The 14,883-nt window shown below is 31.4% G+C and carries 14 protein-coding genes; 1 reads left to right on the plus strand and 13 read right to left on the minus strand.

The features are described from left to right. Positions 1-2 precede the first annotated feature (2 nt). The 11 genes from FP421_RS09165 to FP421_RS09215 form a co-directional block, all read right to left on the minus strand. Positions 3-1,775, minus strand: coding sequence for a BatD family protein (locus FP421_RS09165; protein WP_317163328.1), 1,773 nt, complete (start codon positions 1,773-1,775; stop codon positions 3-5). 22 nt (positions 1,776-1,797) lie between these two features. Continuing rightward, positions 1,798-2,619 (minus strand): tetratricopeptide repeat protein, encoded by an 822-nt coding sequence (locus FP421_RS09170; protein ID WP_159949790.1) that lies wholly within the window; start codon positions 2,617-2,619, stop codon positions 1,798-1,800. Between the two features lies 1 nt (position 2,620). Then, positions 2,621-3,667, minus strand: a complete 1,047-nt coding sequence (locus tag FP421_RS09175) for a vWA domain-containing protein (RefSeq protein ID WP_201288823.1) — start codon at positions 3,665-3,667, stop codon at positions 2,621-2,623. 1 nt (position 3,668) lies between these two features. Then, positions 3,669-4,673 (minus strand): vWA domain-containing protein, encoded by a 1,005-nt coding sequence (locus FP421_RS09180; RefSeq protein ID WP_159949792.1) that lies wholly within the window; start codon positions 4,671-4,673, stop codon positions 3,669-3,671. Then, positions 4,660-5,586, minus strand: coding sequence for a BatD family protein (locus FP421_RS09185; RefSeq protein ID WP_159949794.1), 927 nt, complete (start codon positions 5,584-5,586; stop codon positions 4,660-4,662). The genes FP421_RS09180 and FP421_RS09185 overlap by 14 nt, the downstream gene beginning before the upstream one ends. A 67-nt stretch (positions 5,587-5,653) precedes the next feature. After that, positions 5,654-6,523, minus strand: coding sequence for a DUF58 domain-containing protein (locus FP421_RS09190; protein ID WP_159949796.1), 870 nt, complete (start codon positions 6,521-6,523; stop codon positions 5,654-5,656). A 75-nt stretch (positions 6,524-6,598) separates the two neighbouring features. Continuing rightward, positions 6,599-7,588, minus strand: a complete 990-nt coding sequence (locus FP421_RS09195; protein ID WP_159949798.1) for an AAA family ATPase — start codon at positions 7,586-7,588, stop codon at positions 6,599-6,601. 96 nt (positions 7,589-7,684) lie between these two features. Continuing rightward, positions 7,685-8,461: a UDP-2,3-diacylglucosamine diphosphatase gene (locus FP421_RS09200; protein WP_201288824.1), complete on the minus strand. Its 777-nt coding sequence runs from the start codon at positions 8,459-8,461 to the stop codon at positions 7,685-7,687. A gap of 35 nt (positions 8,462-8,496) precedes the next feature. Beyond that, positions 8,497-9,228, minus strand: coding sequence for an MbnP family protein (locus tag FP421_RS09205; RefSeq protein WP_159949800.1), 732 nt, complete (start codon positions 9,226-9,228; stop codon positions 8,497-8,499). Between the two features lie 6 nt (positions 9,229-9,234). Next, complete coding sequence (locus FP421_RS09210; RefSeq protein ID WP_159949802.1) at positions 9,235-10,593, minus strand: hypothetical protein; 1,359 nt, start codon at positions 10,591-10,593, stop codon at positions 9,235-9,237. Then, on the minus strand, positions 10,568-11,773 hold the full coding sequence (locus tag FP421_RS09215; RefSeq protein WP_159949804.1) for a choice-of-anchor B family protein: 1,206 nt from the start codon (positions 11,771-11,773) through the stop codon (positions 10,568-10,570). The genes FP421_RS09210 and FP421_RS09215 overlap by 26 nt, the downstream gene beginning before the upstream one ends. A 162-nt stretch (positions 11,774-11,935) precedes the next feature. Between FP421_RS09215 and thiL the strand changes: the two genes are divergently transcribed. Continuing rightward, on the plus strand, positions 11,936-12,985 hold the full coding sequence (gene thiL / locus FP421_RS09220; protein WP_159949806.1) for a thiamine-phosphate kinase: 1,050 nt from the start codon (positions 11,936-11,938) through the stop codon (positions 12,983-12,985). A 17-nt stretch (positions 12,986-13,002) separates the two neighbouring features. Here thiL and FP421_RS09225 read toward each other — a convergent pair whose 3' ends face one another. Together FP421_RS09225 and FP421_RS09230 are read right to left on the minus strand one after the other, a co-directional pair. After that, a complete protein-coding gene (locus FP421_RS09225) occupies positions 13,003-13,914 on the minus strand; it encodes a sugar phosphate isomerase/epimerase family protein (RefSeq protein WP_159949808.1) in 912 nt (303 codons plus the stop codon). Positions 13,915-14,034: 120 nt separating this feature from the next. Further along, on the minus strand, positions 14,035-14,883 hold the full coding sequence (locus FP421_RS09230) for a DUF5694 domain-containing protein (protein ID WP_159949810.1): 849 nt from the start codon (positions 14,881-14,883) through the stop codon (positions 14,035-14,037).

Genomic DNA, 14,883 nt, shown 5'->3' on the forward strand with positions numbered 1-14,883 from the left:
CGCTAAATTTGTTTGTCTAATTGAACAATAACTTCTTTTGCACGCTCAAATTCCGCTTCCATTTCTGTGTTGGTAATTGGGGTATATCTGGCAAAATCAGAGCTTTTTAAAACATCTATAAACTGTTTATTTGTAGCTTCATCTACATTTTTATTTTGTAAAATCTGAGTGATTTTTTCTTTACTTATATCTGCAGTTTCTATGCCTAATTTTGCTTTTAAATAATTGTGTAATGCACGTTCTAAAGCTTCATAAAATGCTTCTTTATTACCCAATTGCTTTTTGGCTTCAGAAAGATATTTCTTAGCTAACCTCTCTGCTTTTCTTAATTTGTTTCCAACAATGTCATTACTTCTAGCTTCATTTTGTTTCCCTATGAAAACACCAATAGGAATTGCAATTAAAGGCAATAATAATAAGATGTAATATAGGTTAGATCTAAAAAAATCTTCATCATCAATAGGCTTAAAAGAACTTTTTGTTTGAATATATCTGAAATTTTTACCAGTTAATCTAACGGTTTGTTTTTGAACTGAATTGTCAATTTTATCCGTATTTGTAATCAATTCTTTACCTTCTATAACATCAACATATAAATCTTCTGATGAAAGCGTGTAATACTTTTTTTCTTTTGGATTGAAATACGAAAAGTTTACATTTGGGATTTTGTATTTCCCTTTGTATTGAGGTACAATTGTATAAATATCTGTTACAGATCCTGAAATCCCTGAGGCTCTAACACTTACTTTTTCTTTTCTTTCTGGCTGATACTTTTCTAATTCAGCAGGAGTGGTTACCTCTGGAAGCTCAAATAACCTTAAATTTCCTTTACCGGTAACTCCTACTTTTATTTGAGAACTTTCGTTCGATTTTAAAATATCTTTACTTAAGGTTACTGCAAAATTAAAATCACCAACTGCACCTGTAAAGTTTTCTGGCTTTCCTTCTATAGGAAGACTTCTTGGATTAATAATTTTTTTTGGAGAAGCAAATTCTTTTCTAATATTTCTGGTAATTACATTTCCAAAGAAATCTGCTCTACCAGTAGGAACACCAATAACAATATCCATTTTCATGGGATCAATGGCTAAATTTCCGGTTTTGGTTGGAATTAATAATGCTTTCTGTAAAACAATATACCTGTAATCTTCACCATTGTATTTTCCCATCTTTACAGGAAAACCATTGATTTTAATATCTTGATTCCAAAACCCATTGTATTGAGGTGCTTCAGTGACATTCGTATCATAAACACTAATATTTTCGCTTACATACAATCTATACTCTACATAAATGCCTTCGCCAACATAAGGTCTAGATTTAGAGACTTCTGCTACTAAATGAATATTTTGTTGCGCAATATAATTAGGGTCGTTAGGGTTTTTAGGCAATTCTACAGCATCTAAAACAATCACTTTTACAGGTTCTGATTTGATAGTTTTTCCGCCAATTTTTATACTTGCTGCCCCAATAGTTAGCTCTCCCTTTTTTTTAGGTTGAATGATATAAGTATAGGATTGATGAAAGCTAACCTTACCATTAATCCAAGATTGACTGACTGACTGACTTGGCCCTCCAACAATTTTAAAATTAGTAAAATTTGGAGGCGAAAAATGATCTCCGCCTTGTTTGTTTATGGCAAACTCAATACGTAAACGCTGATTTACACCTAATTTATTTTTACTCACCTTGGCAGTCAATTTTGCATCTTGAGCAGTAAGAGAAACTGTTAGCAGTGTTATAAATATCGATATGTAAAATTTCAACTTCATCATTCTTTTTCTATGAGCGGCTAAACTACCAATCTTTTTCTTGTTTTATTTTCTTACCCTTAGCTTTTTTAGCGTTCATTTTCTTTTGGGTCTTTTTCTCTTCGTTATTTAAACTCTCTAACAATTGTTTAATTTGTTCTGGAGTCATTTTACCTTGCTGAGGTTTTGGTTTCTTTTTGTTTTTATCGTCTTTATTCTTCTTTGAATCTTTCTTAGGATCCTTTTTGTCATCTTTATCGCCGTCTTTGTCGTCTTTTTTATCCTTATCCTTATCGTCTCCTTCTTTGTTCTTGTCTTTGTCCTTATTTTTATCGTCTTTATCTTTTTTGTCCTTGTCTTTATTATCCTTGTTATCTTTATTTTTATCGTTTTTGTTGTCCTTATTTTGTTTGTTTAACAACTTTTTTGCGACAGCTAAATTATAACGTGTCTCATCATCTTTTGGATTATTTCGCAACGAATTTTTATAGGCATCTACAGCACCTTGATAGTTTTTAGATTCCATCATAGCATTACCAATGTTATGGTATGCTTCTGCTCTGGTAAACTTATCTTTAGCAGTTTTTGCAGTAAGTTCGTATTGCGGAATTGCTTCTTTAAAATTTTTGCTCTGATACAAAGCATTTCCCATATTATAAGATGCCTTGTCGTAATCAGAATCGTTGCCTAATGCTTTTCTGTAGGCTACAGAAGCATCTGTAAATTGCTGTTTTTTATATAAATCGTTTCCTTGGCGTAACAATTTTCTTGCTTTACGTTGTAATGCAATAGAATCTTTTTGTGCTACCACTTCTTTGGATGAAAACACCATCAAGAAAACAACTAAAATGTATTGTAAGTTTTTCATCTTATTTTTTGGTTTTTTCTTCGTTAAATAAATCGACTTTTCTAAGCCATTTTGTCTTCTTTTCAAATAAAAATATATCAACAATTAAGAATAGCAAACCTAATGCCAAAAACCATTGAAATTGATCTTTGTAATCTGAAAACTGTTTGGTTTCAAACTCGTTTTTCTCTGCATTAGCAATAATTTCTGAAATCTCTTTTACTGGGTTTTCAGTAACATTACCATCAATATATTTTCCATCAGCTGCATCTGCTATTCCTTGTAAAACGTCTGGTTTACGTTTGGTGATAACTGTTTCTCCTTTTCGATCTTTTTTGTAACCTATCATAGAGCCATTTAAGCGCATAGGAATTGGCCCACCATTTTCTGTACCAACACCAACTGTATAGATTTTTACACCTTCGTTTGCGATATTATTGGCTACTTGCTTAGTTTCTTCTTGATGATCTTCACCATCAGAAATAATGACTAAAAAACGATTGGTTTGCTCATCATTATTGTAATATGTTTTTGCTAGTTCAAGAGCTTCATTTATTGCTGTTCCTTGACTAGAAACCATATCTGGATTTGCATTTTGCAAAAACATATTGGCAGCTGCATGGTCTGTTGTTATTGGTAATAATGGATAAGAATTACCAGCATAAATAATGATTCCAACTCTATCTGAACCTAATTTATCAATGATTTTAGAAATGATTTGTTTTGCCTTTTCTAATCGATTGGGCGCAATATCTTCTGCTAACATACTTTTAGAAACATCCAAAGCAAAAACAACATCTACACCTTCTCTTTTAACTGTTTTTAGTTTGGTTCCCATTTTAGGATTTACCAAAGAAATAATTAAAAATGCGATTCCAACTAACAGTATAATCAATTTTAATGTCGATTTAAATATTGATGAATTTGGTGCTAATCTTTGTAATAAAATGCTGTCCGAAAATTTCTTTTGGGTTCTTTTTTTCCACCATAAAACCAACAGAAATACCACAACCATTGCAGGAATGATTAGGAGTAGTGTGAAATAAATTGGTTCTTCTATTCTGTACATTTTATATAAAACTCTTAAATAATGTGTTTCTTAAAATAAACTCAAGCAATAAAAAGCCTAAACCTAAAAAGACAAAAATTCTAAACTTTTCTTGATAGTTGTAATATTTAAATTCTTCGATTTTGGTTTTTTCAAGTTTGTCGATTTCATCATAAATTTCTTTCAATGATGTATTGTCTGTTGCTCTAAAATACTTTCCTTCGGTTTCTAATGCTATTTCTTCTAACAGTTTTTCGTCTATTTCTACTTGCTGTTTTCTAAACTGTAATTTACCTGTTCTAGGATCTCTACTCCAAGGAAAATCTGCCATTCCATTAGTTCCAATTCCGATAGTGTAGGTTTTGATTCCTAATTCTTTAGCCAACTCTGTTGCTGTTCGTGGATCTATGTTTCCTGAGTTGTTTACACCATCAGTCAATAAAATTATCACCTTACTTTTGGCAGTACTTTCTTTTAATCTGTTTACGGCAGAACCTAAGCCCATACCAATTGCTGTTCCGCCTTCTAACTGTCCCCATTTTAATTCAGAAATGGTTCTTTTTACAATACCTTTATCACTTGTAATAGGCGTTTGTGTAAAACTTTCACCTGCATAAACTACAATTCCTATTCTGTCATTAGGTCTTCTATCTGTAAAATCGATTGCTACTTTTTTGAGCGCTTCTAAACGGTTTGGCTTTAAGTCTCTGGCAAGCATACTTGCAGAAACATCAATTGCCATAACAATATCTATACCTCTGTTAGATTTTGTTTTTTTGCTAACAGAAACGTTTCTAGGTCTTGCTAATGCTACAATAATTGCAGCCAAAGCCAATAATCTTAAAAGGTATAAAAGTGGTTTTAATTTTGATAAGAAAGAATCTGCTTTAAACCCTTTTACACTAGGTATTGTTAAGATGGCAGCATCTTTTTTTCGCATAAAGAAATACCAAACAGCTAATAATGGTATTGCAATTAGCAGCCATAAAAACTCGGGATTATGAAATTCAAAATTACTCCAATTCATCTTCATCTTCTTTTTCTTCTATAACTGGTTTTGGTTTTAAGTTACCAACTATATCTTGAGCATCTTTTCTGTCTTCTTCAATTTCTGGCGCTAAAGGTTTTGATTTTGCAAACTTTACCAAATCAGCTTCTCGCAATAAATTTTTTAATTTGTCTATGGTTTCTTGTGATGTTAAAATTACATCAGCATCTTTAAAATCTTTAAGCATGTCTAAAACTTCATCAGTAGTTTTTTCTAGTGCAGGAACATTTAATTCACGCTCTATGTAACCACGCACAATCTCTGTTAATTCACTATAATATTCTTTCACCTGATTGTTCTGCCACAATTGCTTTTCATCCAATTCATTTAAACGATAAATGGCTTCTTCATAAGGTGGCAATGCTCTGTAAGTTGGCTCTTCTTCTTCCTCTTTACGTTTTCTGATGACAAACCAATAAATCCAAAAACCAATGATTGCTAATGCAGCTAAAAGTAGGTATAGGTAAATTTTAAAATCATCGAAAGTATAAGGTTCGCTTTTGATAGATTTAATTGGAAATTTCTTCACTTTAGTGGTATCTACGGCAACTGTAGCCACATTAATCAATAAAGAATCTGTTAAATAGGCTTGGTTTTTAACAAAGATTTGTTGTTGGGGTATGTAAAACGCACCACTATCAAATCCTGTTAAAATATATTTTCTTATTAAAGAATTTTTAATAGTATCTGTATCTGTAGAATCTACTATTTCTAATCCTTTTAATTGAAGTTTAGGAATGATGACGTTCTGAGTTTCATCAACAGAAATCTTTAAATTGAATTGCTCACCAATTCTGATGTTGGTAGTGTCAATTTCTATTTTTACCATAGCATTTTGAGCATAACTTATGGTAGAAATTAGAATTAATATGTAAAATATATATTTTTTCATTGTAAAAGTTCTCGATACAAATTTGTTTATTCTTCTCAAATTTACTCGAACTGACATTTTCTTGCTTTTATCTTCCTTTGTGTTTAAAATAACCTAATAATTTTTTCACATAACTTTCATCAACTCTTGTGCTGATGGTACCTGCGCCACTTCTTTTGAATGTATTAATGTAATAATCTGATAAACGTAAAGCATTGGCTTTATAACTATTTCTTACTGATTTTGATGAGGTATTTACCAACTGAACATTGCCAGTTTCTGCATCTAGCATAGGCACCATTCCTAAATTAGGAATCTGTTCGTCATGTTTGTCATAGACTCTAATGCCTGTTACATCGTGTTTGTTACCAGCAATTTTTAGTGTTTTTTCATAATCATCATCCATAAAATCTGAGAGCATAAATACTATGGCTCTTTTTTTCATGACACTTGATAAAAATTTTAACCCAGCAGCAATATTTGTTTTTTTACTTTTTGGATGAAATTCAATCAACTCACGGATAATTCTTAAAACATGACTTTTTCCTTTTTTTGGTGGGATGAACAATTCTATATCATCAGAAAATAAAATTAATCCGACTTTATCATTGTTCTGCGTTGCAGAAAACGCTAAGGTTGCTGCAATTTCTGTTACGGTTTCTTTTTTAAATTGATTGGATGTACCAAATAATTCTGAACCAGAAACATCAACCATCAACATCATGGTTAATTCACGTTCTTCTTCAAAAACCTTAACATAAGGCTCATTGTAACGTGCAGTTACATTCCAGTCTATAGACCTTACATCATCACCAAATTGATATTGGCGCACTTCAGAAAACGTCATACCACGTCCTTTGAAAGATGAATGGTATTCACCTCCAAAAATATGATCAGACAAACGTCTTGTCTTGATCTCTATTTTACGAACTTTTTTGAGTATTTCTTTGGTATTCAACGTGTAACTGTTTAATTGTTTAAAAGTGTAACTGTTGGTTTTGTGTAATTGTTAAGGTTTAAACAATTACACATTTTATGGTACTTCTACTTCGTTGATAATTGAGTTAATGATGTCTACAGAAGTTACATTTTCTGCTTCAGCCTCGTAAGTAATACCTATTCTGTGACGTAATACATCAGTAACAACTGCTCTTACATCTTCTGGAATTACATAACCTCTTCTTTTAATAAAAGCATAACATTTAGCTGCTTTTGCTAAGTTGATACTACCTCTAGGAGAAGCTCCAAAACTGATTAAATCTTTTAATTGAGGTAACTTGTATTTTTCTGGATAACGAGTTGCAAAAATGATGTCAAGAATGTATTTCTCGATTTTTTCATCCATATAAACTTCATTCACAGACTCACGAGCTTTTAGAATTTGCTCTACAGAAATTACAGGGTTTACAGTTGCAAATCCGCCAGATAAATTTTGACGCATAATCATTTGCTCATCTTGTAATCGAGGATAATCAATCACTACTTTTAGCATAAAACGGTCAACCTGTGCCTCTGGTAAAGGATATGTTCCTTCTTGTTCAACAGGGTTTTGAGTTGCCATTACTAAAAAGGGTTCGTCTAATTTAAAGGTTTCATCACCAATAGTAATTTGACGTTCTTGCATTGCTTCTAATAAAGCAGATTGTACTTTTGCAGGTGCTCTGTTAATCTCATCTGCTAACACAAAATTGGCAAAAATAGGTCCTTTTTTTATTTCGAAACTATTTTTCTGCATATTGTAAATCATAGTACCTACAACATCTGCTGGCAATAAATCTGGTGTAAACTGAACTCTACTAAAGCTTCCTTGTACTGCTTTAGATAAAGTATTTATGGCTAATGTTTTTGCTAAACCAGGTACACCTTCTAGTAAGATATGACCATTACCTAACAATCCAATTAGTAGGCTTTCAATCATTTGTTTTTGCCCAACAATTACTTTATTCATTTCTAAAGTAAGTATGTCTATAAAGGCACTTTCTCTTTCTATTTTCTCATTAATAGCTCTTACATCTACATCCATGTTGATTGTGTTTAATTTTTAATGCAAACAAAGCTACAATTTTAACAAAATTAATTTGTTAAAACAAGGTTAAAGGTTATTGTATTTACGGCTGTTTTAAGACGTTTTTTCGTTAAACTCTGTTAATTGAAAAGTGTTAGTATCAAAAGCACCAAAAGTGAAGTACTTTATCCAGTCTCCAAGGTTGATATATGTAGCGTTTTCTTGTAGTTTTATTTCTAACGGAAGGTGTCTGTGACCAAATACAAAATAATCGTAGTGTTGTTCTTTTAGTTTTTGCTTACAATACAGAACTAACCATTCGTTTTCATCACCTAAATATTTAGCATCTTCATCTCCAGAAATGAGTTTGTTTTTTACAGACATATAATGGCCTAAACGTACTCCTAAATCTGGATGTAGCCATTTAAACATCCATTGAAATAAAGGAAAGGTAAACACTTTTTTCATACGTTTATAGCCTTTGTCTCCAGGGCCTAAACCATCACCATGACCAATGAGAAATTTTTTATTGTTGATGAGAAATTCTTGCGGTTCATGAAAAACAGGAATATTGAGTTCTTTCTCAAAATAATCATTCATCCATAAATCGTGGTTCCCTACAAAAAAGTAAATTGGAATTCCTGAATCTTTAATTTCTGCTAATTTCCCTAGAACTCGTACAAATCCTTTAGGAACAACTGTTTTGTACTCGAACCAAAAATCAAACAAATCACCTAATAAAAAAATGCCTTCAGCATCTTTTTTTACTTCATCTAACCAAGCTACAAACTTTTTTTCGCGAGGTAAACTTTCTTCTGCAGTAGGAGCACCCAAATGTTGGTCTGAAGCAAAGTAGACTTTTTTGTTTTTGGAAGTGTTGATTGTAATCAAAAAAAGATGTGTTTAAATGGTAAAAATAGAAAAAGTTATTGATTAATTGTGCCTAAGCTAAAAACAGTTTTTCCGTTTGCACTGATAAGTTTTTGAGCATCAAAATTTGGCATTAAAACTGTATTGAGCTGATTTAAATTCCAAGTATTTGGATTTTTAAACCATTCTGCAATGTTCATTTTAATTTCAATAGTTGTATTATTTTTGATTTCTACAGTTCCTAAATTGACTAAAAATGATGTGTCTTCAAATACTAAATTATTAGGATTACTTCTATCTACAGCACGAATTGCGTGATAATTAAAGTTGGCGTCTTGATTGTTTGTGTCTTTGTATTTACCATCAAACTGCATGTAATGATAACCACCACCTAACATTCCTGGAACACCAAAATTTACTGAGTTTAAGTCTTGATAAATTCCGTCTTGATTGTCAAGATCAGAAAAACCAAACCTAAAATTTAAGTTATAGATTCCTGGTGCTATATCTGAAATTGTAATTAAGTTGCCTGAGTTTTCTCCAACATCTACTAGAAAATAATTTTCTTCTCCTTGTAAACTAAGATTAGAAATTAAGTATCGTAAACGAACTATACTAACTGTTTCTCCGTTTTTGGTGGTAAATTTAAACGCGTTAAAATCTTGATTGGTAACAGTTGTTTCGTTCCAATTTTGAGTAAATTTTAGAGTAACTGCAACATTTTCATCAGAATTACTACAAGAATAGAAGCCTAATGTTATAAAAAAAAGAACAATAAATTTTTTCATTTTTAATTATTTTATTTTGATAATTAAAGCATCAGAAAAACCTTTATTTTCTAAAACATCTCCATTTGTACTACTGCTTTCTCCAACTGCAATTATAGATTTATCATTCAATTCTACAGCATCATACAAGAAATCAATTTCTGAGCCACCCACTGTTTTTTGCCATTCTAAAACGCCTTCTGAATTTACTTTTGCAATTAGGGCATCATTTCTTCCCTGATTTGTAAAACCGTAATCAGTGCTTTGAGAACTACCAGAAATTAGAAATCCGTTATCTAAAGTTTTGGTAATTGAACGTGCTACATCAAAAGCAGTTCCGCCAAATGTTTTTTCCCAAATGAGATTTCCATCAGTATTGATTTTTATCATCCAGATATCTGCAGCACCATTGTTAAAACGTACATCTTTATCAGCACTTCTTGTATCGCCAACAATTACAAAATTACCATCATTGGTGGTTATAATTCCTCTAGCTTCATCAATTTCTGATCCACCAAAACTTTTTTCCCAAATAAGATTTCCATCATTTGCAATTTTTACAACCCAGAAATCATAAGAACCTTTATTGTTTTTAATATCTACATCATTACTATCTGATGAACCTGCTAAAATATAGCTGTTATCAGCAGTTTGTATAACACCTAAAGGTGTATCTGTAAAAGAGCCTCCATAATATTTGCTCCATTCTAAATGTCCTGTTCTATTGAGTTTAATTGCCCAAACATCTCCACCAGCATGTTGTTTGGCATTGGATTTTGCATTTCCTTGTCCGCCAGAAGAAGTTACGTCTAAAACACCAGTAATTAAATATCCATTATCATTGGTTTGTAATAATGAAGTGCCATAATCTGCACCAGAAAATCCGTAGTTTTTTTGCCATGAGATAGTTCCGTTTGCCTCTAACTTTATCAACCAGAAATCTTTGGCGCCAAAGTTTTGTAAAACATCTCCATCTGCACTACTACTGTAGCCTAAAAGCGCAAAACCACCATCAGTAGTTTGAATGATGTCTGCACCTCTATCATCAGCTGTACCTCCAAAATTTTTTGACCATTGAAGCGTATCATCAGCATCATATTTTAAAACCCAAAAATTGAAACTTTCATCAGATTTATTGTTGATATCTCCATTGTTACTCTGTGTATGTCCTAGTGTAATGTAACCACCATCTACTGTTTTTACAACAGCATTTAAAAGATCGTTTTTTGAGCCACCAAGCGTAGTTACAAATTCGATGGTATGGTCATCACTAGGAGTTTTAGTAGGTATAATTGTATTTTCTTTTGAGCAATTAAAGAGAAGAAGTGAGCAAAGAAAAAACACAAAATACTTCACAGTGTTAAGATTTACTTTTTCTGATGACAAAAAGACCTCTATTGATATCACTTATAATAATATTTCCACTAGGTAAATACGGATAAACGTTCCAAGCGCCATCAAAACGAGTGTTGTTGTTTTCTGGATAGGTATCAAAAAAACCGACTTCTGTAAACGATTTATTATCAATATTAGAAATATCTACAATTCTTACTCCGTTTGTATAATTTGCTTGATAAAAAAGGTTGCCTTTTACATATCCATTGTGATCTATTGCAGAGGTTGAACCTTCATAATCAAAATGATATTTTGGATCATCTAAATCTGTAAAATCAAAAACTATGGTTCTTGTATTTACACCTTTGTCTCGTTCATCTAACTCATCACCCAATAAAAAATATTTAAAATCTTCTGTAAACCAACCTTGGTGCGTGTATCCAATGTTAGGATAAGCAATAGAAGAAATTTTTACAGGATTTGCTTTGTCGGTAACATCTACAATTACAACTTCGGTTTCATTACTTCCAATGAGAATTTCTTTATCTGTATAATCAGTATCTGGGCCTTTGTAAGTAACAACTTGCGCATCGTGAGAATAATTTCCTTCTGCGTAACCACCAGCTTCTTTTGGTTGAAATGGAATATTGATGTCTACAAAATGTGGACCTCCACTAAATGTGTTTGTACCAACAGCATATGCAAAACCGCTTTGTTCATTAATTACAATATTATGAGCACTACCAAAACCATCATAAAAAGCATCTTCTGTAAATGTAATTGGAGGATTTGAGATGTTTCGCAACTGTGCTAGGTTAAATATCTGCATACCATGGTCAGTTGCTTCACTAACAATGTAAGCAACTCCGTTACGAACTTTAACATCTCTCCAGAGACTACTCACTGTTTTTGTATTTAGAGTGCCTAAAACTATAGCATTTGCTGGATCTGAAATATCTACAAATGTAGTACCTTGATTGGTACACATTATTGCATATTCTTTACTGGTTGATGGATCTACCCAACCCCAACAATCGTTTCCTGCAGTACCACCTAGTTGATCTAGTGGTATGTGAGTAAGTAAATCATAATCGTTACATGGATATTCACCTGCAAATCCGCTTTCGCATTTTGCAATAGGATTGATTATAATTTGTTTACTCCCTTCAAAAACATCTTTTTTAGTACAGCTAAAAGCTATAATTAGAATTAGAAAGAATACTTTTTTCATCTTTTTAAGATTATATACAAATTTGTTAAGTACTCTAAATAACGCATTTGTTTTTTTATTATTGACTGTAGACTATCAAAAATACTATTTAAAATGAAAAAAAGAAGCATATACTTGTTAAAGTAGTTCTATCCTTTTTTAGAATGTACCTATCTTTGCAGCATGTTAGAAGATAAAAATCCACAAAAAACATCATTGGCTGAACTAGGTGAGTTTGGTTTAATTAATCATATTACACAATATTTTAACATCAATCAGGCCTCTTCTGTGAAAGGAATAGGAGATGATGCTGCTGTTTTAGACGCATCAGAAAAACAAACTTTGGTTACTACAGATTTGTTGATAGAAGGTGTGCATTTTGATTTGAGTTATATGCCGTTAAAACACTTGGGTTATAAAGCAGTAATGGTAAATTTATCTGATGTATATGCCATGAATGGAACTGCAGAACAAATTACAGTTTCTATTGCGGTTTCTAATAGGTTCCCTTTTGAGGCCATTGAAGAGTTGTATGCAGGAATTCAGTTGGCTTGTGATACCTATAAAGTGGATTTAGTTGGTGGAGATACTACTTCTTCTACCAAAGGAATTTTAATTTCTGTAACTGCTATTGGTAAAGCAAACAAAGAAGACATAGTCTATAGAAATGGTGCAAAAGAAACGGATTTAATTGTAGTTTCTGGTGATATTGGTGCAGCTTATTTAGGTTTGCAAGTTTTGGAAAGAGAAAAACAAGTGTTTCAGGTAGATCCAAATAATCAACCAGATTTAGACAATTATACGTATTTAATTGAGCGTCAACTAAAACCAGAAGCACGTAAAGATGTTTCAGGATTGTTAAAAGAACTAGAAGTTAAACCAACGTCTATGATTGATGTTTCTGACGGAATTTCATCAGAGCTTTTTCATATCTGTACACAAAGTAAAGTAGGCTGTAAAATTTACGAAGACAAATTGCCTTTAGACCCTCAAGTAATTTCTACTTGTGAAGAGTTTGAATTAGATTCTACTATGGTGGCACTAAGTGGAGGTGAAGATTATGAGTTATTATTTACAGTACCTATTGCCGATTTTGATAAAATAAAAGGCAATCCTAATTTTTCGATTATTGGTCATATCACTGAAGAAAATCAAGGATTGAATTTAGTTACAAGAGCAAACCAAGAGATTGAGTTAAAAGCTCAGGGTTGGAATTCTTTGAAGGAACAATAAATTGTAGTTTTACAAAATTAAGAATTGCCATAAGCATTCCTAAAATCTGTAAACATACGTCTAACTATTTCTTTTGGATCGCCTTCTGTTAAGCTCTCAAAAGAAATATACCCTTTGTAGTTATTCTCCTTTAAAATAGGAACTATTTTTTTCATATTTACTTGTTCTGGAACGCCATTTACATAGACCAATTCTTTTAAAAACCAATAGTTTGCATAAGGTGCTAATTTTGCAATTTCTTTATAAGGATTTCCTCTTCTTACACTTCCAATATCTAGAATTAAACCAAACCACTCTGAGTCAACTCTTTTTAAAATATCTAATACTTCATCAGCTTTATATAAAAATTCATTGTGATGTTGCATACCTAAAAGCACTCCTGTTTTTTTAGCATATTTGGCACATTCTTTAAAATCTGCTACCATCCATTCTTTTACTTGATCTCTAGTAAAACCTTTATGTTTTTTAAAACCAGGAAACACTCTCATAATTGAAGCTCCCAATTTAGAAGATACTTCTAACCATTTTTTTATCAACTCAATGTCAGATGCTCTTGCTATTTTATCTGGATTAATAAAGTTGTTTCGAACTCCAGTCCAAGTAATATTTAATCCTAATTCTAATGCTCTTTTTTTAAGTTGAAAAAGGGTTTCGTTGTTAGGAATATTAGGATAGGTAGAAAAATAGTACCCTGTTAAATCTACTGCATCTAAACCTAAATCAGCTGCAAATTCCATCATATCATAAAAATCCATTTCGCCACTTCTCAATTGTTCGTTAAAAGTGAATGCATTTACGCTAAACTTTACCTTAGCTACTGATTTTATTGTTTTAGTTTCTATTAAAGTATTTGAAAAAAGATTATTTGATCCAAGAATTAAAGGTGCTGCTGCTAAACCTTTTAAAATATTTCTTCTTTTTTTATCCATCTTAGGAATTTTTAAGTGATTAGGTTTTACTTCTTTAGCTCGTTTATAAGTTAAACAAAAGTAGATGAAATTTTTAAGAAAGTGAAAACACACATAAATGATAGGCTTTTAAAAATACTATTATTGCATAATATCTAAAAGCTCAACTGTTTTCCATTCTGGATTATAATCAATAAATTCTTTAAACATAGCTATATGGCTGGCTCCAGATATAATTAGTATTCTATCGTCCTTTTCTTCTATTGCTTTTTGTATAATGGCATACATGTATAAATTTCTTCTGTACCATTCTGATGCCAAATAAGCTCCCACAAAATTTTCTTTTTCTCCACCTTGGTTTGCAAGGTTTACGTACCAATTAATGTCTTCTTTTCTTCTTTTAGCGTCATTGTAATAACACAGAATCTCTAATAGTGTTTTGTTTGATGAAAATAATTCATTTTCTGATCTCTCAATTTTATCCAATTCCAAACTATCTTTTCTTAACAACTCAAATTGTTTTGCTTTTTCCATTTGTTTGAATAAACTGTCTGCGGGAAAATTTGTTCTCAAATCATACCCATATATATTTTTATGTTGTAAATTTTTAGCAACTCTAAAACCTACTTGATAATTTTCATTTCTTTTCACTTTACTATAATTAGTTGCAGTAAAGTTACTGTACAGAGAGTCTAACTTTTTTTGTTTACTAAATGGATATTCTATAAATATTTTATCAGGATTAAAATTACTTATTTTATCAGTAATTGATTTTAATTCTTTTTGGTTTCTATCTGTTAATACATCATTTACATTTACTTTAACAAGATCAGCATTTCTATTTGAATTAAAATTCTCAAAATGATACGTCCCAAAAAGTAATACTTTTAATTTTGGGTTTTCTTTTGCTTTTTTATTTTTTAAATTAGTTTCTTTTTGATGACATGAAAAAAAAGATAGGAAGCATATAATTTTAATGGTATTTTTCAT

This window comes from Polaribacter septentrionalilitoris (assembly GCF_009832745.1).
Lineage (GTDB): Bacteria > Bacteroidota > Bacteroidia > Flavobacteriales > Flavobacteriaceae > Polaribacter > Polaribacter septentrionalilitoris.